The sequence below is a fragment of the Pseudomonas sp. GL_091 genome (genome assembly GCF_057837725.1).
On the sequence record NZ_CM174451.1, the window covers coordinates 1,733,656 to 1,757,463 of the forward strand.

General features: G+C 61.6%; 27 protein-coding genes. 16 read left to right on the top strand and 11 right to left on the bottom strand.

Going from position 1 to position 23,808, the window contains the following annotated elements; genetic code table 11:
• The first annotated feature begins 335 nt into the window (after positions 1 to 335).
• The 13 genes from phnC to phnP all read left to right on the top strand — a co-directional run bounded on the left by phnC (position 336) and on the right by phnP (position 10,870).
• A complete protein-coding gene (phnC, locus tag AC3ITY_RS07935) occupies positions 336 to 1,169 on the top strand; it encodes a phosphonate ABC transporter ATP-binding protein (protein WP_489308356.1) in 834 nt (277 codons plus the stop codon).
• A gap of 44 nt (positions 1,170 to 1,213) precedes the next feature.
• Complete coding sequence (gene phnD, locus AC3ITY_RS07940; RefSeq protein WP_489308357.1) at positions 1,214 to 2,230, top strand: phosphonate ABC transporter substrate-binding protein; 1,017 nt, start codon at positions 1,214 to 1,216, stop codon at positions 2,228 to 2,230.
• 129 nt (positions 2,231 to 2,359) lie between these two features.
• Positions 2,360 to 3,142: a phosphonate ABC transporter, permease protein PhnE gene (gene phnE / locus AC3ITY_RS07945; protein WP_223533561.1), complete on the top strand. Its 783-nt coding sequence runs from the start codon at positions 2,360 to 2,362 to the stop codon at positions 3,140 to 3,142.
• A 38-nt stretch (positions 3,143 to 3,180) separates the two neighbouring features.
• Positions 3,181 to 3,885 carry a phosphonate metabolism transcriptional regulator PhnF gene (gene phnF, locus AC3ITY_RS07950; RefSeq protein ID WP_489308358.1) on the top strand — a complete coding sequence of 235 codons (705 nt, stop codon included), beginning with the start codon at positions 3,181 to 3,183 and terminating at the stop codon, positions 3,883 to 3,885.
• 11 nt (positions 3,886 to 3,896) lie between these two features.
• A complete protein-coding gene (phnG, locus tag AC3ITY_RS07955) occupies positions 3,897 to 4,346 on the top strand; it encodes a phosphonate C-P lyase system protein PhnG (protein WP_223460691.1) in 450 nt (149 codons plus the stop codon).
• Positions 4,346 to 4,936 carry a phosphonate C-P lyase system protein PhnH gene (gene phnH / locus AC3ITY_RS07960; protein WP_489308359.1) on the top strand — a complete coding sequence of 197 codons (591 nt, stop codon included), beginning with the start codon at positions 4,346 to 4,348 and terminating at the stop codon, positions 4,934 to 4,936. The genes phnG and phnH overlap by 1 nt, the downstream gene beginning before the upstream one ends.
• A complete protein-coding gene (locus tag AC3ITY_RS07965; RefSeq protein ID WP_489308360.1) occupies positions 4,936 to 6,012 on the top strand; it encodes a carbon-phosphorus lyase complex subunit in 1,077 nt (358 codons plus the stop codon). The genes phnH and AC3ITY_RS07965 overlap by 1 nt, the downstream gene beginning before the upstream one ends.
• Positions 6,005 to 6,877: an alpha-D-ribose 1-methylphosphonate 5-phosphate C-P-lyase PhnJ gene (locus AC3ITY_RS07970; protein WP_489308361.1), complete on the top strand. Its 873-nt coding sequence runs from the start codon at positions 6,005 to 6,007 to the stop codon at positions 6,875 to 6,877. Before AC3ITY_RS07965 ends, AC3ITY_RS07970 begins: the two co-directional genes overlap by 8 nt.
• Positions 6,874 to 7,680 (top strand): phosphonate C-P lyase system protein PhnK, encoded by an 807-nt coding sequence (phnK, locus tag AC3ITY_RS07975; protein WP_489308362.1) that lies wholly within the window; start codon positions 6,874 to 6,876, stop codon positions 7,678 to 7,680. Before AC3ITY_RS07970 ends, phnK begins: the two co-directional genes overlap by 4 nt.
• A gap of 29 nt (positions 7,681 to 7,709) precedes the next feature.
• Positions 7,710 to 8,429: a phosphonate C-P lyase system protein PhnL gene (gene phnL, locus AC3ITY_RS07980; protein ID WP_489308363.1), complete on the top strand. Its 720-nt coding sequence runs from the start codon at positions 7,710 to 7,712 to the stop codon at positions 8,427 to 8,429.
• A complete protein-coding gene (locus AC3ITY_RS07985; RefSeq protein WP_489308364.1) occupies positions 8,419 to 9,564 on the top strand; it encodes an alpha-D-ribose 1-methylphosphonate 5-triphosphate diphosphatase in 1,146 nt (381 codons plus the stop codon). Before phnL ends, AC3ITY_RS07985 begins: the two co-directional genes overlap by 11 nt.
• On the top strand, positions 9,564 to 10,130 hold the full coding sequence (phnN, locus tag AC3ITY_RS07990) for a phosphonate metabolism protein/1,5-bisphosphokinase (PRPP-forming) PhnN (protein ID WP_489308365.1): 567 nt from the start codon (positions 9,564 to 9,566) through the stop codon (positions 10,128 to 10,130). Before AC3ITY_RS07985 ends, phnN begins: the two co-directional genes overlap by 1 nt.
• A complete protein-coding gene (phnP, locus tag AC3ITY_RS07995; protein ID WP_489308366.1) occupies positions 10,121 to 10,870 on the top strand; it encodes a phosphonate metabolism protein PhnP in 750 nt (249 codons plus the stop codon). The genes phnN and phnP overlap by 10 nt, the downstream gene beginning before the upstream one ends.
• A gap of 19 nt (positions 10,871 to 10,889) precedes the next feature.
• Here the strand turns inward: phnP and AC3ITY_RS08000 are convergent, their stop codons facing one another.
• From AC3ITY_RS08000 to AC3ITY_RS08010, 3 genes are all read right to left on the bottom strand, one after another.
• Entirely contained in the window at positions 10,890 to 11,465 is a 576-nt protein-coding gene (locus AC3ITY_RS08000) for a VapC50 family PIN domain-containing toxin (protein ID WP_489308367.1), read from the bottom strand.
• A complete protein-coding gene (locus tag AC3ITY_RS08005) occupies positions 11,462 to 11,929 on the bottom strand; it encodes a helix-turn-helix domain-containing protein (RefSeq protein WP_223460712.1) in 468 nt (155 codons plus the stop codon). Before AC3ITY_RS08005 ends, AC3ITY_RS08000 begins: the two co-directional genes overlap by 4 nt.
• An 83-nt stretch (positions 11,930 to 12,012) precedes the next feature.
• Positions 12,013 to 12,900, bottom strand: coding sequence for a LysR family transcriptional regulator (locus AC3ITY_RS08010; RefSeq protein ID WP_489308368.1), 888 nt, complete (start codon positions 12,898 to 12,900; stop codon positions 12,013 to 12,015).
• Positions 12,901 to 13,321: 421 nt separating this feature from the next.
• Here AC3ITY_RS08010 and AC3ITY_RS08015 point away from each other — a divergent pair, with 421 nt between their 5' ends.
• Both AC3ITY_RS08015 and AC3ITY_RS08020 read left to right on the top strand, forming a co-directional pair.
• Positions 13,322 to 13,534 carry a type II toxin-antitoxin system HicA family toxin gene (locus tag AC3ITY_RS08015; protein WP_223447966.1) on the top strand — a complete coding sequence of 71 codons (213 nt, stop codon included), beginning with the start codon at positions 13,322 to 13,324 and terminating at the stop codon, positions 13,532 to 13,534.
• Positions 13,534 to 13,938, top strand: a complete 405-nt coding sequence (locus tag AC3ITY_RS08020; RefSeq protein WP_007983297.1) for a type II toxin-antitoxin system HicB family antitoxin — start codon at positions 13,534 to 13,536, stop codon at positions 13,936 to 13,938. Before AC3ITY_RS08015 ends, AC3ITY_RS08020 begins: the two co-directional genes overlap by 1 nt.
• Before the next feature lie 63 nt (positions 13,939 to 14,001).
• Here the strand turns inward: AC3ITY_RS08020 and AC3ITY_RS08025 are convergent, their stop codons facing one another.
• The gene (locus AC3ITY_RS08025; RefSeq protein WP_489308369.1) at positions 14,002 to 15,207 is read right to left on the bottom strand and encodes an MFS transporter; all 1,206 of its coding nucleotides are present in this window, start codon (positions 15,205 to 15,207) and stop codon (positions 14,002 to 14,004) included.
• 235 nt (positions 15,208 to 15,442) lie between these two features.
• Here AC3ITY_RS08025 and AC3ITY_RS08030 point away from each other — a divergent pair, with 235 nt between their 5' ends.
• On the top strand, positions 15,443 to 16,072 hold the full coding sequence (locus AC3ITY_RS08030; protein WP_489308370.1) for a hypothetical protein: 630 nt from the start codon (positions 15,443 to 15,445) through the stop codon (positions 16,070 to 16,072).
• Positions 16,073 to 16,156: 84 nt separating this feature from the next.
• Here AC3ITY_RS08030 and AC3ITY_RS08035 read toward each other — a convergent pair whose 3' ends face one another.
• The 7 genes from AC3ITY_RS08035 to hyi form a co-directional block, all read right to left on the bottom strand.
• Positions 16,157 to 17,155: a sulfate ABC transporter substrate-binding protein gene (locus tag AC3ITY_RS08035; RefSeq protein ID WP_223460723.1), complete on the bottom strand. Its 999-nt coding sequence runs from the start codon at positions 17,153 to 17,155 to the stop codon at positions 16,157 to 16,159.
• 91 nt (positions 17,156 to 17,246) lie between these two features.
• Positions 17,247 to 18,071, bottom strand: coding sequence for an ion transporter (locus tag AC3ITY_RS08040; RefSeq protein ID WP_489308371.1), 825 nt, complete (start codon positions 18,069 to 18,071; stop codon positions 17,247 to 17,249).
• A gap of 21 nt (positions 18,072 to 18,092) precedes the next feature.
• Positions 18,093 to 19,007 carry an urea transporter gene (locus tag AC3ITY_RS08045; RefSeq protein ID WP_489308372.1) on the bottom strand — a complete coding sequence of 305 codons (915 nt, stop codon included), beginning with the start codon at positions 19,005 to 19,007 and terminating at the stop codon, positions 18,093 to 18,095.
• Positions 19,008 to 19,152: 145 nt separating this feature from the next.
• Positions 19,153 to 20,568 carry a pyruvate kinase gene (gene pyk, locus AC3ITY_RS08050; RefSeq protein ID WP_489308373.1) on the bottom strand — a complete coding sequence of 472 codons (1,416 nt, stop codon included), beginning with the start codon at positions 20,566 to 20,568 and terminating at the stop codon, positions 19,153 to 19,155.
• Positions 20,558 to 21,838 carry a glycerate kinase type-2 family protein gene (locus AC3ITY_RS08055; RefSeq protein ID WP_489308374.1) on the bottom strand — a complete coding sequence of 427 codons (1,281 nt, stop codon included), beginning with the start codon at positions 21,836 to 21,838 and terminating at the stop codon, positions 20,558 to 20,560. The genes pyk and AC3ITY_RS08055 overlap by 11 nt, the downstream gene beginning before the upstream one ends.
• Before the next feature lie 153 nt (positions 21,839 to 21,991).
• Positions 21,992 to 22,885: a 2-hydroxy-3-oxopropionate reductase gene (locus tag AC3ITY_RS08060; RefSeq protein ID WP_151213349.1), complete on the bottom strand. Its 894-nt coding sequence runs from the start codon at positions 22,883 to 22,885 to the stop codon at positions 21,992 to 21,994.
• Between the two features lie 137 nt (positions 22,886 to 23,022).
• Entirely contained in the window at positions 23,023 to 23,805 is a 783-nt protein-coding gene (gene hyi / locus AC3ITY_RS08065; RefSeq protein WP_090453874.1) for a hydroxypyruvate isomerase, read from the bottom strand.
• Positions 23,806 to 23,808: the final 3 nt, after the last annotated feature.

Here is a 23,808-nt window from a genome sequence, read left to right on the forward strand (position 1 = left end):
GGGGATTCTAAACGAAGACCTTGAAAGGGCTGGCCATAAGGGCGGAACCCTAAGTGGCCGTTACCGCAGAAACGGATATGTACACCAGCAAAAAATACGTCGCCCAACACATAGCCTTCGCGGGCAATCCCGCTCCCACAGGGTTCGTGAGTGATCACAACAATGGGTACAACCGGGACCAAATGCGGAAACCTCCAGCTCAACCTTTCACAAAACCTTCATCAAATGGCCCATCCAGTGACATGTGCAAGTCATAGGGCTGACATGCCCCATGCCTAAAGTCTGTTGAACTCAAATACAGCCACGGACGGCTGTTCAACCAGACAGAGAAGCCCATGAACGCAGCTATCCATGTCGATCATCTGAACAAGACCTTTGCGCGCAAAAGCGCACTGGTCGACCTCGAACTGACCATCGCGGCCGGTGAGATGGTCGCGCTGATCGGCGCGTCCGGCTCCGGCAAATCCACATTGCTGCGCCATCTCGCGGGCCTGGCCTGTTGCGATCGCAACAACGGTGGCAGCGTCAAGGTGCTGGGCCGCGAGGTGCAGGCATCCGGCCGTTTGAATGGCAAGGTGCGCCGCCTGCGCGCCGACATCGGCTACATCTTCCAGCAGTTCAACCTGGTCAACCGTTTGAGCGTGCTCGACAACGTGCTGCTCGGTTGCCTGGGGCGCATGCCGCGCTGGCGTGGCAACTTGAGCCTGTTCAATGCCGAGGAAAAGCAGTTCGCCATGGAGTCCCTGGACCGTGTCGGCCTGGCTGACCTGGCGGCACAACGGGCCTCAACCCTGTCCGGCGGCCAGCAGCAGCGCGTGGCGATTGCCCGTGCATTGACCCAGCGGGCCGAGGTGATTCTGGCGGATGAGCCGATTGCCTCCCTCGACCCGGAATCGGCGCGCAAGGTCATGGAGATCCTCGCCGACATCAATCGCCGCGACGGCAAGACGGTTGTGGTGACCCTGCATCAAGTCGACTACGCCACCCGTTATTGCCCGCGTGCCGTGGCGCTCAAGGCCGGTCGGATTCATTTCGACGGTCCGGGTTCTCAATTGAGCGGCCAGTTCCTCAACGATTTGTACGGTGCCGACATCGACACCAGCCTCATGTGTTCCGAGTCTTCCCGTCACAGCGAAACTGCGCCTCGACTGGTATTGGCTCGCGTGTGATCAACCCCGGATTCCCCAACCGTTCACCCTCAGGAAACCTTTCCATGTTGAACCGTATCGGTCGCGTTTTTGCTGGCGTCGCATTGCTCGCCAGCTGTGTATTGGGCTCCGCCCAGGCGGAAGAAAAAGCCATCAACTTCGGCATCATGTCCACCGAGTCTTCGCAAAACCTCAAGAGCATCTGGCAGCCGTTCCTGGATGACATGCAGAAGAAGACCGGCCTGAAGATCAACGCCACGTTTGCCTCTGACTATGCCGGCCTGATCCAGGGCATGCGCTTCAACAAGGTCGATGTGGCCTGGCTGGGCAATAAGGCCGCCATCGAAGCGGTGGACCGCTCCAACGGCGAGATCTTCGCCCAGACCGCAGCCGCCAGTGGCGCCGCCGGTTACTGGAGCGTGCTGATCGTGCGCAAGGACAGCCCGATCAACTCCGTCGACGACATGCTGAAAAACGCCAAGAACCTGACCTTCGGCAACGGTGACCCGAACTCCACCTCGGGCTACCTGGTGCCGGGCTACTACGTGTTTGCCAAGAACCACGTCGATGCCGCCACCGCGTTCAAGCGCACCCTCAACTCCAGCCATGAAGTCAACGCGTTGAGCGTGGCCAAGGGCCAAGTGGATGTGGCGACCTTCAATACCGAAAGCTGGGACCGCCTGGAAGTCACCCAGCCGGACAAGGCGGCACAGCTCAAGGTGATCTGGAAGTCGCCGCTGATTCCGGCCGACCCGCTGGTGTGGAGCAAGGCGCTGAGTGACAGCGAGAAGACCAAGATCCGCGATTTCATCTTCAGCTACGGCGACACCGACGAAGAGAAAGCTGTGCTCAAGGGCATGCAACTGGGCAAGTTCCTGAAATCCAGCGACGACCAGTTGCTGCCGATTCGCCAGCTGGAACTGTTCAAGCAGCGCACCACGATCAGTGCCGACGACAAGCTGGAAGCGGCAGACAAGGCCAAAAAACTGGCCGACATCGATGCCGAGCTGGCCAAGCTGCAAGAGCGCATCAGCCTGCTGGAGAAATCCACTGGCGAGAAGAGCGCGGCCAACGCCGGTTGATTCACGACGCGGTAACTGTAGGAGCGAGCTTGCTCGCGAAGAACTCCAGGGCGCCGCGTTTCTCCAGGTTTCCCGCGTCATCGTTAACGACTATCGCGAGCAAGCTCGCTCCTACATTGAGGGAGAACCATGACCACTCTGCACGCTGAAGCTGTCGGTAAGCGCACCTGGCCGCAGTACCTCGGTTGGGGCCTGTTCCTGGTCCTGCTGGCCTGGGCCTGGCACGGCGCCGAAATGAATCCGATGGCGCTGTACCGCGACTCGGGAAACATGGCGACCTTCGCCGCGGATTTCTTCCCGCCGGACTTCCATGAATGGCGCATGTACCTCAAGGAAATGATCGTCACCGTACAAATCGCCCTGTGGGGCACGGTGCTGGCGATTGTCTGCTCGGTGCCGCTGGGCATTCTCTGCTCGGAAAACATCACGCCGTGGTGGATTCACCAACCGCTGCGGCGGGTGATGGACGCGTTCCGTTCGATCAACGAAATGGTGTTTGCCATGTTGTTCGTGGTGGCCGTCGGCCTGGGACCCTTTGCCGGGGTGCTGGCTCTGTGGATCAGCACCACCGGGGTACTTGCCAAGCTGTTCGCCGAAGCCGTGGAAGCGATTGATCCGGGACCGGTCGAAGGCGTTCGGGCGACGGGTGCCAGTGCCTTGCAAGAAGTGATCTACGGGGTGATCCCACAAGTGATGCCGCTGTGGGTGTCCTACGCTCTTTATCGCTTCGAGGCCAATGTGCGTTCGGCGACGGTGGTGGGGATGGTCGGTGCCGGCGGCATCGGGGTGATCCTGTGGGAGAACATCCGCGCCTTCCAGTTTGTTCAGACTTGCGCCGTGTTGCTGGTGATCATCGTTGTGGTCAGCCTGATCGACATCCTCTCGCAACGCCTGCGCAAGCAGTTCATCTGATTTTTCGGAGGGGTGCCCGCGGGCGCTTTTTTTAAAGCATGCAGTTGTCTAGACAAGATGAGCCGGTATACCGCGAATTGGCCGACATCCTGCGTCGGGAGCTGGCGGATTACCGCGCCGGGGATTTCCTGCCGGGCGAGGTGATGTTGGCCGAGCGCTTCGGGGTCAACCGCCATACCTTGCGCCGCGCCATCGATGAACTTGTGTTCGAAGGCAGCCTGTTGCGCCGCCAGGGCAAGGGCACTCAGGTGCTGGAGCGGCCGCTGATTTACTCGATGACCGCCGAAAGTGCCTACAGCCAGTCGCTGTCAGCCCAGGGGCATGGCGTCGAGGCGGTGCTGCTAAAGCGCCGTTACTGCTTCGCCAGCCGTGAAGAAGCGCAGCATCTGGGCATCGCCGAGATGGCACCGATGATCGAGTTGCAGACCTTGCGCAAGCTCGACAACCAACCGGTCAGCCTGATCCGCCATCGCTACTGCGCCAGCCACGCGCCGCTGCTGGCCGATTACACCGGTGGCTCCCTGCGCCAGTACCTGAGCGAGCGGGACCTGCCGCTGACCCGGACCCAGAGCCTGATCGGCGCTCGTTTGCCCAACCGCGAAGAAGCCGCGTTGCTGCTGATGCCCCGGCATCTTCCGGCCCTGAGCGTGTTCACCCTTTCCCGCGATCGCGACGGCCGTGCCGTGGAGCTGGCCCAGTCCACCAGTCGTTCGGATCGCTTCCAGTACCAGGTCGTCACCTGATGGAGAACTCAATGCACAACCCTGTTCCTCATACCGAACGGCAGCACTGGATCGGTGTGCTGGCCCGCGCCAGCCGCAGTGAATTGCAGCCTTTCGAAGCCGCTTTGCGCGATGTCGAGTACCAACTGATCCGCGCCCCGGAAATCGGCATGACCCTGGTCCGTGGCCGCATGGGCGGTAACGGCGCGCCGTTCAACGTTGGCGAAATGAGCGTGACCCGCTGCGTGGTGCGCCTGGCCGATGGCCGTACCGGTTACAGCTATCTGGCGGGTCGCGACAAGGTCCACGCCGAACTGGCCGCCCTGGCCGACGCGCATTTGCAGGGCGCGCAACAGCGTCATTGGCTGGCGGAGATGATCACGCCGCTGGCGACTGTTCAGGCCGAACGCCGGGCACAAAAAGAGGCGGAAACCGCCGCCACCAAAGTCGAATTCTTCACCCTCGTGCGAGGAGAAAACTGATGAGCGCACAGCTGTTGCAACCGGCGTTCGCCGACCTGGTGCTGGATGCCCAGCGCGGATTTCGAGCGGCACTCAAGGCACTGGCCGGCCCCGGTCTGATCCAGACGCTGCACGCCTCGCCGAGCCTCGAAGGCTTGGCGCCCGCGACCTATGCGCTGTGCCTGGCGTTGCTGGATGTCGACACACCGCTGTGGCTGGCGCCGTCCTTCGACACGCCGCTGATCCGCGCCAACCTGGCGTTCCATTGTGGTTGCCCGTTGACCGCCAAGCGTGAAGACGCACGGTTTGCCTTGCTTGCCACCGACGATCTGCTCGATCTGAGCGGCTTCGATACAGGCAACGACCGCTACCCGGACCAGTCCTGCACCTTGCTGGTTCAGCTGCCAGGTCTCGACGGCGGGGCAGGGCTGCTGTGGCGCGGGCCGGGGATCGAAACCGAACACGGCGTAGCGCTGCCGCTGGTGGATGGTTTCTGGCGCGAACGTGAACGACGCAACGAATTCCCCCGGGGCCTGGACCTGTTTTTCGCCGCCGGACATGACCTGATCGGCCTGCCCCGCAGCACCCGCATCGCAGAGGAGCGCGCCTGATGTATGTAGCCGTCAAGGGTGGCGAACAGGCCATCGACAATGCCCACCGACTGCTGGCGAAAAAGCGTCGAGGCGATACCTCGGTCACTGAGCTGAGTGTCGAGCAGATCCGTCAGCAACTGCCGCTGGCGGTGGCGCGGGTGATGAGCGAAGGCTCGCTGTACGACGAAGAACTCGCTGCGCTGGCGATCAAGCAAGCGGCGGGGGATCTGGTGGAAGCGATCTTCCTGCTGCGGGCCTACCGCACCACGTTGCCGCGCTTCAGCCCGAGCCTGCCGATCTATACCCAGAACATGCAACTGAGTCGGCGCTTGTCCGCCACGTTCAAGGACGTACCAGGCGGGCAACTGCTGGGGCCGACCTTCGATTACACCCATCGTTTGCTGGACTTCGCATTGCTGGCCGAAGGCGAATACCCGGGGCCGCAAGTGACCCCGAATGCCAGCCTCGAAGCCTGCCCGCGAGTTCTCGGTTTGCTGGCGCAGGAAGGCCTGATCAAGAACGAATCCGACAACGGCGAAAGCGTGGCCGACATCACCCGCGACCCGCTGGAGTTGCCTGCCAATCGCGCCCAACGCCTGCAAGCGTTGGCCCGTGGCGACGAAGGCTTCCTGCTGGCGCTGGGTTATTCCACCCAGCGCGGTTATGGCCGCAATCACCCGTTCGCCGGGGAAATTCGCATCGGTGAAGTCGAGGTGTGGATCGACCCTGAAGAGCTGGGTTTCCCGATCAACCTGGGCTGCATCGAAGTCACTGAGTGCGAGATGGTCAACCAGTTTGTCGGTTCGGCCACGGAGCTGGCGCAGTTCACTCGCGGCTACGGTTTGGCCTTCGGGCACGCCGAGCGCAAGGCCATGGGCATGGCGCTGGTCGACCGTGCCTTGCGCGCCGACGAATACAACGAAGAGATCGTATCCCCGGCGCAGCAGGAAGAGTTCGTGCTGATGCACTGCGACAACGTCGAGGCCGCAGGCTTCGTCTCGCACCTCAAGCTGCCTCACTACGTCGACTTCCAGGCCGAACTGGAACTGATCCGCAAACTGCGCAAGCCTGCCGAGGGGCAAATCCATGAATGACTTGAGCCAGGCGCCGGTCCGCGACGCGGCGTACAACTTTGCCTACCTCGATGAGCAGACCAAACGCATGATCCGCCGCGCCTTGCTCAAGGCCGTGGCGATCCCCGGTTACCAGGTGCCGTTCGGTGGCCGCGAGATGCCATTGCCCTACGGCTGGGGCACCGGCGGCATGCAGTTGACCGCCGCGATTCTCGGCGACGATGACGTACTCAAGGTCATCGATCAGGGCGCGGACGACACCACCAACGCTGTGTCGATTCGCCGATTCTTCGCCCGCACCGCAGGCGTCGTAACCACCGAAAGCACGCCGGAGGCGACGGTGATCCAGACCCGTCACCGCATCCCGGAAACCCCGCTGCACGCCGACCAGATCATGGTCTATCAGGTACCGATTCCCGAGCCGCTGCGCTTTATCGAACCGTCGGAAACCGAGACCCGGACCATGCACGCCCTCAACGATTACGGGGTCATGCACGTCAAACTCTACGAGGACATCGCCACCTTCGGCCACATCGCCACGGCGTACGCCTATCCGGTGATGGTCGACGAGCGCTACGTGATGGACCCGTCGCCGATCCCCAAATTCGACAACCCGAAACTCGACATGAGCCCGGCGCTGATGTTGTTCGGCGCCGGCCGTGAGAAGCGTCTGTACGCGGTGCCGCCGTACACCCGGGTCACCAGCCTCGACTTCGAGGATCACCCCTTCGAAGCGCAGAAGTGGGAAGAGTGCTGCGCGATCTGTGGCAGCCGCGATTCGTTCCTCGATGAGTTGATTCTCGACGACGCCGGTACCCAGAGCTTCGTCTGTTCCGACACCTATTACTGCGCCCAGCGCGTCAGCCAGCAGGAGCAGGGCCAATGAACCAGGCACTGAAAAACCAAGTGTCCGTGTCCACCGAACCCTTGCTGCGGGTGCGCGATCTGTCGCTGTTGTACGGCCCGGAGAAGGGCTGCCAGGACGTCAGCTTCGACTTGTATCCCGGTGAAGTGCTGGGGATTGTCGGCGAGTCCGGTTCGGGCAAATCCACCTTGCTCTCGCTGCTCAGCGGGCGCCTGCCACCGCAGCGGGGACAGATCGGCTACCGCGACAAACAAGGCCAATGGCTGGACCTCTACAGCGCCAGCGAAGCCGAGCGCCGCACCTTGTTGCGCACCGAATGGGGCTTCGTCGAACAGAACCCACGCGACGGTCTGCGCATGGGCGTGTCCGCCGGCGCCAACATCGGCGAACGCCTGATGGCCCAGGGCGTGCGCAATTACCAGCAACTGCGCGGGGCTGGGCTCGATTGGCTGAGCCAGGTGGAAATCGATCCGCAGCGCATCGACGACTTGCCCCGGACCTTCTCCGGCGGCATGCAACAACGTCTGCAAATCGCCCGCAACCTGGTGTCCAGTCCACGGCTGGTGTTCATGGACGAGCCGACTGGTGGCCTCGATGTATCGGTGCAGGCGCGCTTGCTCGACCTGCTGCGCGGGTTGGTGCGTGAGCTGGACCTAGCGGTGGTGATCGTCACCCACGACCTGGCAGTCGCTCGCTTGCTGGCCGATCGCTTGATGGTGATGCGCCGCTCGCGGGTGGTGGAAACCGGGCTGACCGATCAGATCCTCGACGATCCGCAGCACCCTTATTCGCAACTGCTGGTGTCGTCGGTGTTGCAGCCGTGAAGCCCCGTTCAATAGTGGAAAACCCTGCGATGAATACCTTAATCGAGGTCCGTGACCTCTCGAAAACCTTCACTTTGCATCAGCAGAACGGCGTGGTCCTCAACGTGCTGCGCGCAGTGGATTTCAGTGTGGCGGGCGGTGAATGCCTGGTGCTGCATGGCCAGTCCGGTGCGGGCAAGAGCACCTTGCTGCGCACCCTGTACGGCAACTATCTGCCGGCGGGCGGTAGCATCCGTGTGCAGCATGACGGCCAATGGCGGGAACTGGTAGGCGCCGAGCCCCGGGACATTCTGCAAGTGCGCCAGCGCACCTTGGGTTATGTCAGTCAGTTCCTGCGGGTGATCCCACGGGTGGCGTGCCTGGACGTGGTGATGGAGCCGGCCCTGGCCCGTGGCTGGGCGAAAGAGCAGGCGCAAGCACGTGCCGAATCCTTGCTCACTCGCCTGAACATCCCGCAACGTCTCTGGCAACTGGCGCCAGGCACCTTCTCCGGTGGCGAGCAGCAGCGGGTCAACATCGCCCGCGGCTTCATGGTGGCGTGGCCGGTGATGTTGCTCGATGAACCGACTGCATCACTCGACGACAGCAATCGCCAGGTGGTGCTGGAGTTGATGAACGAAGCCAAGAGCGCCGGTGCCGCGCTGATCGGCATCTTCCACGACCGCATCGCCCGCGAGGCAGTTGCCGATCGCCATCTCGACATGACTCCCGCCGCTGTGACCGAAAAGGAATACACCGATGCTCGTTGAACAGATCCTCAGCAATGCCCAACTGGTCACCGCTGACCGTGTGTTCTACGGCACCGTGGTGCTGCGCGACGGTTTGATCGCCGAGGTCGCCGAAGGCCCGAGCCGTTTACCCCAGGCCCTGGACCTCAATGGCGATTACCTGCTGCCGGGTCTTGTGGAGTTGCACACCGACAACCTGGAACGCCACATGACCCCGCGTCCGGGCGTGGACTGGCCGTCGGTGCCGGCGGTGCTCAGCCACGATGCGCAGATCATCGCGGCGGGCATCACCACGGTGTTCGACGCGGTGTCCATCGGCGATGTGAACCCCAAGGGCAATCGCATGCAGAAACTGCCGGCGATGCTCGACGCCATCTCCAAAGCCTCCGACGCCGGGCTGACCCGTGCCGAACACCGTTTGCACCTGCGCTGCGAACTGTGCCACCCGGACACCCTCAGCGTGTTCCGCGATTTGGTGGAAAACCCGCTGGTGCAACTGGTGTCGGTGATGGACCACTCGCCGGGTCAGCGCCAGTTCGTGCAGGAATCCAAGTACCGTGAGTACTACATGGGCAAGTACCACCTGACCACCACGCAGATGGACGAATTCATCACGCTGCAAATGGCCAACTCGCGCACCTACAGCGACCGCTACCGCGCGGCGATTGTCGAGCACTGCCTGGCCCTTGGCCTGTCGGTGGCCAGCCATGATGACGCGACCCTGGCCCACGTCGAGGAGTCGGCGCGCTACGGCATGACCATCGCCGAGTTCCCGACCACCGTCGAAGCAGCGCGTGGTTGTCGGGAGCACGGCATGAATGTGTTGATGGGCGCACCGAACATCGTGCGCGGCGGGTCGCACTCGGGTAACGTGGCCGCCTTCGATCTGGCCGACGAAGGTTTGCTGGATATTCTGTCTAGCGACTACTACCCGGCGAGCCTGCTGCAATCGGCGTTCGCGCTGGCGGCGCAGAGTGAGCGGATCGGTCTGGCCGAAGCGGTGCGCCTGGTCAGCCTGAATCCGGCCCGGGCCGCCGGGCTGAACGATCGTGGCGAGATTGCACCGGGCCTGCGGGCTGATCTGCTGCAAGCGCGCAGTCAGGACGGTTTGCCGGTGGTCCAGCAAGTATGGCGACAAGCGAAGAGGGTGTTTTGATGGCAGGCAGGTTGATCTATCTCATCGGGCCTTCAGGTTCGGGCAAGGACAGCCTGCTGGATGCCGCGCGAACGCGGCTAGCCGAACGCGGCTGCCGTATTGTGCGCCGGGTCATTACCCGCTCGGCCGAAGCCGTGGGCGAGGCGGCGCTGGGCGTCAGCGCGCAGCAATTTGCTGATATGGAAGCTCAAGGGGCATTTGCCTTGAGCTGGCACGCCAACGGGTTGTCCTATGGCATCCCGCGGGAAATCGACGATTGGCTGGCAACCGGCCAGGACGTACTGGTCAATGGCTCGCGGGGGCATTTGCAGAACACGCGCCTGCGCTATCCGAAGGCATTGGTGCTGTTGCTGACCGTGGACCAGGCGGTGTTGCGTCAACGACTGCTGGAGCGCGGGCGTGAGTCGCTGGTTGAGATCGATCAGCGCCTGGCACGCAATGCCCGATTCAACGAGCGGCTGTTGGCTGAAGATCCAGCCGTGCACTTGCTCGACAACTCCGGGCCGCTGGAGTCTACGGTCGAACGCTTGCTGGCCTGCATTGACGAGCAAGCTCCATGCGCCTGACGTTGCTGGGCACCGGTGATGCCCGGCAAGTGCCGGTCTACGGTTGCGGGTGTGTGGCTTGCGATGCGGCCCGCCACGATCAGCGCTTACAGCGTCGACCGTGCAGTGCGCTGATCGAGTGCGCGGATCAGCGCTGGTTGATCGACAGCGGTTTGCCTGACCTGTGCGAACGTTTCCCGCCGCGCAGTTTCAATGGCATTTTCCAGACCCACTACCACGCCGATCACGCCCAGGGCCTGTTGCATATGCGCTGGGGCCAGGGCCTGGTGATTCCGGTCCACGGTCCCGTGGACCCGGAAGGCCTGGCCGACCTCTACAAACACCCCGGCATTCTCGATTTCAGCCAGCCGTTCGATAGCTTCGAAACCCGGCAGTTTGGTGCACTCAGCGTCACTGCACTGCCACTGCAACACTCGAAACCGACCCTCGGTTATTTGCTGGAAGGAGAAGGGCGGAGAATCGCCTACCTGACCGACACCGTAGGCCTGCCGCCAGATACGTTGAGCTGGCTGCGGCGTGAGCCACTGGATTTGCTGGTGCTGGATTGCTCCATGCCGCCGCAACCCCAGACCCCGCGCAATCACAATGACCTGACGCTTGCCTTGCAGTGCATCGATGAGTTGCAGCCGAAGTCGGCGGTATTGACCCATGTCGGGCATACCCTGGATGCGTGGTTGATGGAGCATCGGGGTGAATTGCCGGCGAATGTCAGGGTCGGGTTTGATGGGTGTGTGTTGTAGCGATCAGGCGCGGTGATTTTCAGAGCATTGCCCGGAAACTGTTCAATGCCTTGACCGACTGAACCAGGCCTTGGCGTAGCAAGAGATCGAGATAAGTGTCAGTGTTCATCGGTGGGGCCTTCAGTTGCTTGCGCTGTCGTTGTGCCGCGGCGACCACCGCTGCCGGATCCAGGTCGAAAAGGTTATCGACGAACTCGTCGGGGTGCTGGGCCTCGATGCCATAAGGCTGCAGCAGGGTGCGGGGGAAGTCTTTCTGGTTGAAGGTGACAATGACGCTGGCGTTGCAACGAATGGCAGCCGCCAGGACATGTCGGTCATCCGCATCGGGCAGCGTCAGTCCTTGTATCAAAGCTTCGTACCCCGACACGCAGGCGTCGGGAATCGCCAGATCCATTAGCTCGCAGGTGCGATTCAATTGCGTGGCGTTGAGATCCGGGCGGTTTCTTAGCAGATTGCGTTTCCATTCATCGTGTATTGCCACTGACCATTTCGCCCTGAAAAGCCCGGAGAGCGCGAGCCACATCAGAAAGTCTCTCAAGGGAGCGGGGTAAAGCACGCAAGCGTCATATACAGCGGTAAATGAAGTGTGCCTCACTCGTATCCTGTCCTTAACGCCTGTGCCTGCTCGGCGAGAAGCATCATTGCCTGCTCGCTGGCGGTGTCGCGCCGGTTTTTATAGTCCATCAAATCGGCAAAGCGCACACGTCGGTGCTTGCCGGTTTTGTGGTAGGACAGTTCACCGGATTCGAGCAGTTTGATCAGGTGTGGACGTGAGACATTGAGCAGATCCGCCGCTTCTTGCGTAGTCAGTTCCGCGTGGACCGGGACTACTTTCACAGCGTTACCGGCTGCGAGCTCCGCCAGAATATCGACTAGCAAACGGAGCGCCGAGGTGGGCATTTCGATGTTGTGCGCTTCGTTCTGCTCATCGAATATCTGGATGTGCTGAGTTTCGAACTGGGTGGCGAGATAGGCAGCCAGGGTGCGTTGCCCCTCGATTGCGGCCTGTATTTCGTGTTTCGCGGGCAAATTGATTGGCGGATGAATGACGGTCGACATGACGGTTTCCAATATTCTGAATAATCGATGTCGGCAGGCTATTCGAATTAATCGAAAATCGCAATAAACGAAACTGGCGGTTTTCAGACCGCTTTTGTCAACAACCCCTGCACATACTCCACAAACGCCCGAGCCTTGGCGCTGGCCATTCTCCCGGTGGGGAACACCGCCCACAGATCCAGGTTCGGCAGTGTCCAGTCCTTCATCACTTCCCGGACCGAACCGACGGCCAGTTCCGGCGCGAACATCCATTGCGAGGCCATGGTCAGCCCTTGATGGGCCAGCACGGCTTCACGCAAGCCTTCGGCGGCGTTGACGCGGATCCGGCCGCTGATGATCACCGATTGCTCCTCGCCGGCCTTGTTGAACTGCCAATTGGCGCCGCCTCCGAGGGTGTAGACGATTGCCTGATGCTTGCACAGGTCGGCGGGGCAGGTGGGTTCGCTGTGTTTTTTGAAGTACGCCGGCGTGCCCAGTACCATGCGTCGGCATTCGGCGATCTTGCGGGCGGTCAGGCCCGAGTCGCTCTGCACGCCCATGCGCAGGGCGATGTCGACGCCTTCTTCCACCAGATTGACGTTGCGATCATCGAGCATCAGGTCGATGTTCAGCGCCGGGTTTTGCTCCAGGAAGGGGCCCAGGTGCGGAACGATGTGCAGCCGGCCGAAGGTGACCGCCGCACAGATACGCAGGTTGCCACTCAGCCCGCTGGCGGAACCCCGTGCGGCGTTATCGGCCTCGTCGGCTTCTTCGATGGCACGCTTGGCCCGTTCGAAAAAGGCCAGCCCTGCCTCGGTGGGCGTCAGGCCCCGGGTCGAACGCAGCAACAGTCGCACCGCCAACCGCGATTCGAGTTGCGCGATGGTTTTCGACACGGCCGGCTGGCCGATGTTCAGGCGCCGGGCGGCGGCGGAAAACGAGCCGGTTTCCACCACGTAGACGAAGGTTTCCATTGCGCCGAGGCGGTCCATTGAAGGTCCCTGTGCAAAATCTTGAAGATGTCGCAGGCCCCTGTGGGAGCGATAGCGGTTTAACATTCAACATTGATGCTGACTGTCATGCCGCCATCGCGAGCAGGCTCGCTCCCACAAGGGATAGATGTTGTCAGTGCGAACCGCGAATCGCATCCAGCATCGCTTCAGGCTCTGGGCGCTGAGTGTAATCGGGGTTGACCTCGGCGTAACGGATCACGCCATTTTGCCCGATCACATAACGCGCCGGCATCGGCAATGTTCAGGACGGATCATCGTTTTTGGGGGGAATGGCGGGGCTTTCATCAGGGGGCTTTCATCACACTCTGTAAAACAGCCGGACGTCGCACTTCGGGTTTTTGTGCTTGAGTAAAGATAACTCTAGGGTTATTTTTGTTTTTGCCAAGCAAGGAGGCTGGTGGTGCAGAGCAGGCTATTGATCAAGGAGTTGGTGGAAGCGGGTTGGACCCTGGACCGGGTCACTGGCAGTCATCACATCTTCACGCACCCTTACAACCCGTACACCATTCCCGTCCCTCATCCAAAAAAGGATTTACCGATCGGGACGGTCAAGAGCATCAGGCGGCGAGCCGGGCTGTACTGCCCGCCAGCCAGTTACGCAGGAGATCCATAATGCAATATCCAATCTGTATCGAATGGGGCGACGAGAACACCGCCATCGGTATCCAGATCCCCGATATTCCAGGCGCGGTGACCGCCGGGGATACCTTTGAAGAGGCTTACAACGCAGCCGTCGAAATTGCCCACATCATGTTGCAGGAGATGGCGGCGGACGGCGATACGATTCCGATGCCGACTTCGGCGGCTTTGCACCGCGGCAATCCGGAATTTGCCGACATGGGCTGGGGCATGCTGGAACTGGACATCTCGCCGTACATGGGCAAGACCGAGAAGGTCAATGTCACGCTGCCCGGCTATGTGATCCAGCGCATTGACCGCTATGTGCGCGAGCACAACGTCAAAAGCCGCTCCTCCTTTTTGGCGGACGCGGCGATGGAGAAGCTGGTTCGGCAATAAATCGGGGGCGTCGCTGGCATTCGCGAGCCTGCTCCGGGCGGCGATCCGACGAAGCTTTAAAGCTTACGCCGTCGCCAGCGCAGCCTTCGGCGAAACACTCAGGAACCGCAATAACGCCAGCAACGGAAAGGCGCTGCCGACGATCACGATCCACAACCAGCCGCCGTGTTCGTACACCGCGCTGGCCACCGAAGAGCCGAAGGCGCCGCCGATGAAGATGCTGGTCATGTACAGCGCATTCAGGCGGCTGCGGCTTTTGCCGTCGAGGGCGTAGACCGCACGCTGGCCGAGGACCATGTTCATCTGCACGCAGAAGTCGAGCACCACGCCGGTCACGGCCAGGCCGATGACGTTGTAGGCCGGATGGACAAACGCCGGCAGAAAACTCAGGCTGGCGAACAGCAGGGCCAGGAGTGATGCGATGCGAGTGTGACCGGCATCGGCCAGGCGCCCGGCGATGGGGGCGGCAATGGCGCCGATGGCGCCCACCAGCGCGAAAATCGCGATCTCGCTTTGCGACAAACCGTGATTGCGCGCCAGTTCCAGTGGCACGGCGGTCCAGAACAGGCTGAAAGTGGCAAACATGCAACCCTGGTAAAACGCCCGCTGGCGCAGCACCGGTTGTTTGCGCAACAGCGTCCACAGCGAGCCCAGCAATTGGCCATAGGAAGCACTGTGATCAGGTTCACGCTTGGGAATGGTCACGGCCAGCACGATGCTGATGGCCGCCATCAACACCGCGGCAATCATGAACATCGCCCGCCAGCCGAAGTGGTCAGCCACCACACTGGACACCGGCCGGGCCAGCAGGATACCGAGCAGCAAACCGCCCATGATCCCGCCCACCACACGGCCACGGGTTTCTTCCGGCGCCAGGTGCGCGGCCAGCGGGATCAGGATCTGTACCGAAACCGAACTGAACCCCACCAACAGCGAAATCAGCAAAAACACGTTCGGCTGATCAGTGAACGCCGCCCCCAGCAGGCTGACAATCGCCACCAGGGTGGTGATGATCATCAATCGGCGGTTCTCCAGCAGATCCCCCAACGGCACGAGGAAGAACAGGCCCAGCGCATAACCGATCTGAGTCAGGGAGACGATCAGGCTGGCCATGGTGTTGGTCAGGCCAATGTCCGGTGCGATCAGGCCAATGATCGGCTGGGCGTAGTAGATGTTGGCGACAATGGCGCCGCAGCAGAAGGCGAACAGCAGCACCATGCCTCGGGTCATTGTTGCGGTGCCGTGGGGCACCTGGGTCGCTGGGTTCATAACGGGTCTCGCTGTACGGAAAGGAATGCGCGCAGGCTAATGGGCTGACTGAAACGGCGGAAGTGGGATTGGAGTGATAGTAATCATTCCATTGCGGAATGACTGACGAACGCGTGTGTCGTCCGTCGAAGAGCCTTGCGTCAGAACTATGCAGGTGAATGATACATTCACTTACATCTTGTTCGATAGCGTGCTTATGTTCTCTCTTCCTGTCTCACCACCGGAGGGTCGTTCCATGAAGGTGAAGTTTCGTCAGCTGATTCGCTGCGCTTGTGTCGCTACCTTGATCAGCGTCTTCAGCGTTGGTCTGGTCCAGGCCGAGGATGCACCGGGCACGCGCATCGGGGTGCGCGGCGAGATCACCGGTGTCAGTCCGGACATTCTGAAAGTCCATGCCAACAGCGGCGACAACGTGGTGATCAATCTGACCAAGGACACCAAGGTCCGCGCTGTGACCCTGGCCAATATCGAAGACATCAAGCCCGGCAGCTACATCGGCTCCGCGGCTGTTCCCCAGGAGGATGGCACCCTCAAGGCCCTGGAGGTCCATGTCTTCCCGCCGGAACTGGCCGGCAGTGGCGACGGTCATCGGCCGTTTGATCTGGTCAAGGGCAGCAGCATGACCAACGGCAGCGTTGGCGACCTGGTGGTGAGCAATGGTCGGGTGCTGACCGTCAACTACAAGGGCGGCCAGCAAAAGATTCTGGTCCCCGAAGACGTACCCATCGTCAACTTGATACCGGCCGATCGCAGCCTGTTGAAGGTGGGCGTGAAGATCGTGACCTTTGTGACCCAAGGCGCTGACGGCACGCTCACCGCTCAATCCATCTCGGCGGGCAAGGATGGCGTGACGCCGCCGATGTAGCGGGCGCGTGGCAAGCTAAGCTGAAAATGACCGCCACAAAAAAGGCGACCTGCACAGGTCGCCTTTTTCGTTATCGTCCGGTCATCACTGACCGCTGTAGATCTGGTCGAAAACCCCGCCATCATTGAAGTGGGTCTTCTGCACGGTGCGCCAGTCGCCGAAGGTCTTCTCGACCGACAGGAAGTCCACTTTCGGGAAGCGGTCGGTGTACTTGGCCAGCACGGCCGGGTCGCGCGGGCGCAGGTAGTTCGCCGCGGCAATCTCCTGGCCTTCCGGTGACCACAGGTACTTCAGGTATTCCTCGGCCGCTGCGCGGGTGCCTTTCTTGTCGACGGTTTTGTCGACCACCGACACCGGTGGCTCGGCTTCGGCGGAAACGCTTGGGTAGATGACTTCGAACTGATCACGGCCGAACTCGCGGGCGATCATTTCCGCTTCGTTTTCGAAGGTCACCAGCACGTCGCCGATCTGGTTGGTCATGAAGGTGGTGGTGGCGGCACGGCCACCGGTGTCGAGTACTGGCGCTTGCTTGAACAGCTTGCCGACGAAGTCTTTGGCCTTGTTCTCGTCGCCGCCGTTTTTCAGCACGTAGCCCCAGGCCGAGAGGTAGGTGTAGCGACCGTTACCGGAGGTTTTCGGGTTCGGGACGATGACCTGAACGCCATCCTTGAGCAGGTCCGGCCAGTCTTTCAGGGCTTTCGGGTTGCCCTTGCGCACGATGAACACGGTGGCCGAGGTGAACGGCGCGCTGTTGTTGGGCAGGCGCGTGACCCAGTTGTCCGGGACCAGTTTGCCGTTGTCCGCCAGGGCGTTGATGTCGGTGGCCATGTTCATGGTGATGACATCGGCCGGCAGGCCGTCGATGACCGAGCGCGCCTGCTTGCTGGAACCACCGAAGGACATTTGCAGGATGATGTTTTCGTTGTGCTCGGCTTGCCAGTGTTTCTGGAACGCAGTGTTGTAGTCCTTGTAGAAATCTCGCATCACGTCATAGGAAACGTTGAGCAGGGTCGGTGCAGCCTGGGCGATGTTGCCCAAGGCCAGGCCAGCGGCGAGAAGTGAGGCGCCAAAGAGTTTTTTCACTGCGCATTCCTTGTTCTATTAAAAGTGGGGCAATTTGCCAGCGACTATAACTGGGCTCGTATAGTCCTTTAAAGATTAAAAAGCTCTTTGCTTATTCCAGTTTTTTGAACAGTGCATTGCCACAACGGGAGCAGAACGAGGCCTCGGGTTCATGGCTGTCCTTGGCACACACCGGGCAGTCGCGATGCAACTGGCCGCCACGCATGGCCGTGGCCAGTTCGGCGGTGAAGATCCCGGTGGGCACGGCGATGATCGAGTAACCGGTGATCATCACCATCGACGAGATGACCTGGCCCAGTGCGGTCTTGGGCACGATGTCGCCGTAACCGACGGTGGTGAGGGTAACGATCGCCCAGTAGATGCCCTTGGGAATGCTGGTGAAGCCACTTTGCGGGCCTTCGACCACGTACATCAACGTGCCGAACACGATGACCAGGGTGCAGACGCTGAGCAGGAACACGAGGATTTTCTGCTTGCTGCCGCGCAAGGCATCGAGCAGGTAATGGGCTTGCTTGAGGTACGGGCCGAGCTTGAGCACGCGGAAGATCCGCAGCATCCGGATTACCCGGATGATCAGCAGGTACTGGGCATCGCTGTAGTACAGAGCTAGGATGCCGGGCACGATGGCCAGCAGGTCCACCAGCCCATAGAAGCTGAACGCGTAGTGCAGCGGTTTGGGCGAGCAGTACAGGCGCAGGATGTACTCGCCCAGGAAAATTATCGTGAAGCCCCACTCGATGTACGCCAGCAGGCTGGCGTAGTTCTGGTGGACGTCATCGATGCTGTCCAGGATCACCACCACCAGGCTGGCGAGGATGATCAGCAGCAGGGTGGAGTCGAAGCGTCGACCGGCAACGGTGTCGGTCTGGAAAATAATCACGTACAGGCGATTACGCCACGTGTCGTTGCTGTTCATGCCCATCGCCTTGGCCGCAAATCAGCGCAGCCTAGGTCGATTCTCCCCGGGAGCGCAAGGCGCGTTTTCGACCGTGGCCTTGCCGAGCATTTGCACAACGCAGCGGATCAGCCAGCCGGCAAGAATGAACGGAGCGGTCAGCGTGGGCAGGCCGATGGCGGCAAACGCAGGCGTCAGCAACAGCGCCAGGCCGATGCCAACCAGCGGCAGCCACGGTTGGCGACGCTGCGAGCTGAAGGCGAGGGCGGCGAGTACGGCGTTATAGCCGCCGAGACCGAGCAGTGCGGTGTAGAAGTCGTGGTGCAGCAGGCTCCAGCCCATGCCCGCGACAGACGCCAGCAATGCCCAGCAGAAGGCGCGGCGATCAGCGATCAGCAAACCGGCGGCAATCATCGCACCGGCCAACGGATGACCGAGGAACATCACCTGGCCAATACCTTTGAGAGGCGCGGCGAGCATGTTCAGGGTGCTGACTTCGATCAAATGCGGCTCTGTCGAGGGCGTGGCGAAGCACAGCAGCAACCAGCCCAGTCCGACGAAGGGCGCGGTGTAGGCCGGCAGGCATTGGCTGAACCGGACGCGCTTGAGCCACTGCTGGGTGACCATCGCGCTCAGGCCACCAGCGGCCAGAATCAGTGGCGGCATCATTGCCGACCAAGGGAAATACAGGCTCAGCAACAGTCCGAGCAGGACACCGTTGTAGCTGAACATCCCGGCCTGCCGATCAGCCTTGGCATAGTTGCGGCGTTGCGCGGTGAGCAGCCCGGCGACACCGCCGAGCAATGCGCCGCCGAGCAAGGCGGGGGCAGTGAACAGGATGGCCAGGACGCACAGCAGGCCGCACAGCGGATTGCGCTGGAGAAAGATCTGGCTGAAGCCGTTGAGCAATGCTTCGGCCCAGTCGGGGCAGTGGGTGTTGAAGTGATTGGCGGGCATGGCAGTTCTGAAAGTCAGTAGGACCGAGTTGCCTGCATCGCGAGCAAGCTCGCTCCCACACTGAATCTTTGTTCAGTCTTGGTTCTGTGAACGACACAAAACCAATGTGGGAGCGAGCTTGCTCGCGATGAGGCCGGTACAGGCGCTAGATCAATGTCTCGATGCGCAAAGAGTTAGTCGATCCCGGCTGCCCAAAGGGCACACCTGCTGTGATCAACAGTGTGTCGCCACGCTGCGCCATGCCCTGGGCCTGGGCAATCTCCAGTGCCGTGGAGCAGACTTCATCGACCTGACGCAGGCGGTCATTGACCACCGAGTGCACACCCCAAGCCACGCTCAGGCGACGGGCGGTCTGCAGGTTCGGCGTCAGGTTGAGGATCGGCACCGTCGGCCGCTCCCGCGCCGCACGCAGGCTCGATGCGCCAGACTCGCTGTAGTTCACCAGCACCGCCACCGACAGCACGTTGCTGATGCGGCGAATGGCGCAGCTGATCGCGTCGGAAACAGTCGCCTCGGCCTTCGGCCGGCTGACGTCGAGTTGAGTCTGGTAGTCCGGACCGTTTTCCACCTGGCGGATGATCTTGCTCATCATCTGCACGGCTTCGAGCGGGTATTCTCCGGACGCGGTTTCCGCCGACAGCATCACTGCGTCCGCACCTTCGGCCACCGCGTTGGCCACATCGGTGACTTCGGCGCGGGTTGGCGCCGGTGAGAAGCGCATCGACTCCAGCATCTGCGTCGCCACCACCACTGGTTTGCCGAGCTGGCGGCAGGTGCTGATGATGTTCTTCTGGATCTGCGGCACGCTTTCGGCCGGCACCTCCACGCCCAGGTCACCCCGGGCGACCATGATCGCATCGCTCAATTCGGCGATCTCGCGCAGTTGTTCGACGGCCGAGGGCTTCTCGATCTTGGCCATCAGGAACGCCTTGTCGCCGATCAGGGAGCGGGCTTCGCGGATGTCATCGGGACGTTGCACGAACGACAGCGCCACCCAATCCACACCCAACTCCAGACCGAAGGTCAAGTCGCGGCGATCCTTGGCGGTCAGCGGGCTCAGGTCGAGTACCGCTTGCGGCACGTTTACGCCTTTGCGGTCCGACAGTTCACCGCCATTGAGTACGGTGGTGTCGATGGCGTCGGCGTACTTGGTCACTACCCGCAGACGCAGCTTGCCGTCGTCCAGCAGCAGGTCCATGCCGGGCTCCAGCGCGGCGATGATTTCCGGGTGGGGCAAGTTGACCCGGCGCTCATCGCCCGGCGTGGCATCGAGGTCCAGGCGCAAGGCTTGGCCGCGCACCAGTTGCACCTTGCCTTCGGCGAATTTGCCGACCCGCAGTTTCGGGCCTTGCAGGTCCATCAGGATGCCCAATGGATAATTGAGCTGGCGCTCGACTTCACGAATCCACTGGAAACGCTGGGCGTGGTCGGCGTGATCACCATGGCTGAAGTTCAGGCGGAAGATGTTGACCCCGGCCAGCACCAGTTCACGGATGGCGTCGATGCCATCGGTGGCCGGACCGAGTGTGGCGAGGATTTTGACCTTTTTATCAGGCGTCATGTTTAGTGCTCTCAAGGATCAGAATGGCGCGGAAGTCGTTGACGTTGGTACGGGTCGGCTCGGTGACGATCAGGGCGTCGAGTGCCTCGAAGTAGCCGTAACCGTTGTTGTTGTCCAACTCGTCGCTGGCGCTCAGGCCCTGGGCGGCAGCACGGGCGTAGCTGTCCGGGGTCATGATCGCGCCGGCGTTGTCTTCGGAGCCGTCGATGCCGTCGGTGTCACCGGCCAGCGCGTAGACGCCGGGCAGACCCTTGAGGCTGTCGGTCAGGCTCAGAAGGAACTCGGCATTGCGCCCGCCACGGCCATTGCCGCGTACGGTCACGGTGGTTTCACCGCCGGAGAGAATCACGCAGGGCGCCGCCAGCGGCTGACCATGCAGGACGATCTGCCGTGCGATGCCGGCGTGGACCTTCGCCACCTCGCGGGATTCGCCTTCCAGGTCGCCGAGGATCAGCGGACTGAACCCGGCCTGACGGCATTTCACCGCCGCCGCTTCAAGGGATTGCTGCGGGCGGGCGATCAACTGGAAATGACTGCGTGCCAGGCTCGGGTCGCCGGGTTTGACGGTTTCCGATTCGGGGCTTTGCAGCCAGGTGCGCACCGAAGCCGGAACCTCGATGGCGTAGCGTTTGAGGATCGCCAGCGCTTCGGCCGACGTGCTCGGGTCGGCCACGGTAGGGCCGGAGGCGATGACCGTGGCGAGGTCGCCCGGCACATCGGAAATCGCATAGGTGTAGACCGTGGCAGGCCAGCAGGCTTTGCCCAGGCGGCCGCCCTTGATCGCCGAGAGGTGCTTGCGCACGCAGTTCATCTCGCCGATGGTCGCGCCGGACTTGAGCAGGGCTTTGTTGATCGACTGCTTGTCGGCCAGAGTGATGCCTTCGGCCGGCAATGCCAGCAGGGCAGAGCCACCACCGGAGAGCAGGAAGATCACGCGGTCGTTTTCGCTGAGGTCGCTGACCAGTTCCAGCACGCGCTTGGCCACGGCCAGACCTGCAGCGTCCGGTACCGGATGCGCGGCTTCGACCACTTCGATTTTTTCGCAAGGCGCGCCGTGACCGTAACGGGTCACCACCAGGCCGGAGACTTCACCCTGCCAGCAGCGCTCGACCACCTGGGCCATGGCGGCTGCGGCTTTGCCGGCGCCGATGACGATCACGCGACCGCTGCGGTCGGCAGGCAAATGGGCTTCGAGGACTTGTTGCGGATGCGCCGCGTCGATGGCTGTAGCAAACAGCTCGCGCAGCAATTGTTGCGGATCGACCGACATGGCGGGCTCCCGGAATTCTTGTTATTTGAAGGGCAACTCGGTCCAGTGTGGGAGCGGGCTTGCTCGCGAATGCGGCTTCAAATTCAACAGAGATGTTGACTGACCTGACGCTTTCGCGAGCAAGCCCGCTCCCACATGGGGATGGGGCAGGGCTTACTTCTTGTCGCGAATCGAGAAGTTCGCCATGTGTTCCAGACCCTTGATCAGCGCCGAGTGGTCCCAGTTGCTGCCACCGATGGCCGCGCAGGTGCTGAACACTTGCTGGGTGTTGGCGGTGTTCGGCAGGTTGATGTTCAGCTCCTTGGCGCCTTGCAGGGCCAGGTTCAGGTCCTTCTGGTGCAGGCTGATGCGGAAGCCTGGATCGAAGGTGCCCTTGATCATGCGCTCGCCGTGCACTTCGAGGATCTTCGAAGACGCGAAACCGCCCATCAGTGCTTCACGCACCTTGGCTGGATCGGCACCGTTTTTCGAAGCGAACAGCAGGGCTTCAGCCACGGCCTGGATGTTCAGGGCCACGATGATCTGGTTGGCTACCTTGGCGGTTTGACCGTCGCCGTTGCCACCGACCAGGGTGATGTTCTTGCCCATGGCCTGGAACAGCGGCAGGGCGCGTTCGAAAGCGTCGGCATCGCCGCCGACCATGATGCTCAGGGTCGCAGCCTTGGCGCCGACTTCACCGCCGGATACCGGGGCGTCGAGGTATTGCGCGCCTTTTTCGTTGATCTTGGCGGCGAAAGCCTTGGTGGCGGTCGGCGAGATCGAGCTCATGTCGATCACCACTTTGCCTTTGCCCACGCCAGCAGCGATGCCGTCGGCACGGAACAGCACGTCATCGACCTGCGGGGTATCGGGCACCATGACGATGATGAACTCGGCTTCCTGGGCAACTTCTTTCGGGTTCGCCAGGGCAACGGCGCCAGCGGCGACCAGGTCGGCAGGCGCAGGGTCGTGGTGGGCCGACAGGAACAGGCTGTGACCGGCTTTCTGCAGGTTCGCCGCCATTGGGTGGCCCATGATGCCGGTGCCGATAAATCCGATTTTAGCCATGAGAAAATCCTCTTGTTTTTGTGCTTTCTGTAGGAGCGAGCTTGCTCGCGAAAAACTTCAACGAAAACGCGTGGTGCCTGATTAAACGCGGCGCCTGATCGTTCTTCGCGAGCAAGCTCGCTCCTACAGGTAATGGGTCAGATCGCGTTATGGGTTTTCAGCCAGCCCAGACCCGCTTCAGTGGTGGTCAGCGGCTTGTATTCGCAACCGACCCAGCCCTGATAACCAATGCGGTCCAGGTGTTCGAACAGGAAGCGGTAGTTGATTTCACCGGTACCAGGTTCGTTGCGCCCCGGGTTGTCCGCGAGCTGCACATGGTTGATCTCGCCCAGGTGCGATTGCAGGGTGCGGGCCAGATCGCCTTCCATGATTTGCATGTGGTAGATGTCGTATTGCAGGAACAGGTTGGCGCTGCCGACCTGCTCGCGAATCGACAGGGCTTGCGCCGTGTTGTTCAGGTAGAAACCTGGAATGTCACGGGTGTTGATCGCTTCCATCACCAGCTTGATACCCGCCGCTTGCAGCTTGTCGGCCGCGTACTTGAGGTTGGCGACGAAGGTTTTCTCCACGGTGGCATCGTCAAAGCCCTGCGGACGAATACCGGCCAGGCAGTTGACCTGGGTGTTGCCCAGCACTTGCGCATAAGCGATGGCCAGGTCGACACCGGCACGGAACTCTTCGACCCGATCCGGCAGGCACGCGATACCGCGCTCGCCCTTGGCCCAGTCACCGGCCGGCAGGTTGAACAGCACTTGGGTCAAACCGTTGGCGTCGAGCTGGGCCTTGATTTCGGCGGAGCTGAAGTCGTACGGGAACAGGTATTCGACACCACTGAAGCCGGCCTTGGCGGCCGCTTCGAAACGGGCGAGAAAGTCCTGTTCGGTGAACAGCATGGACAGGTTGGCTGCGAAACGCGGCATGGT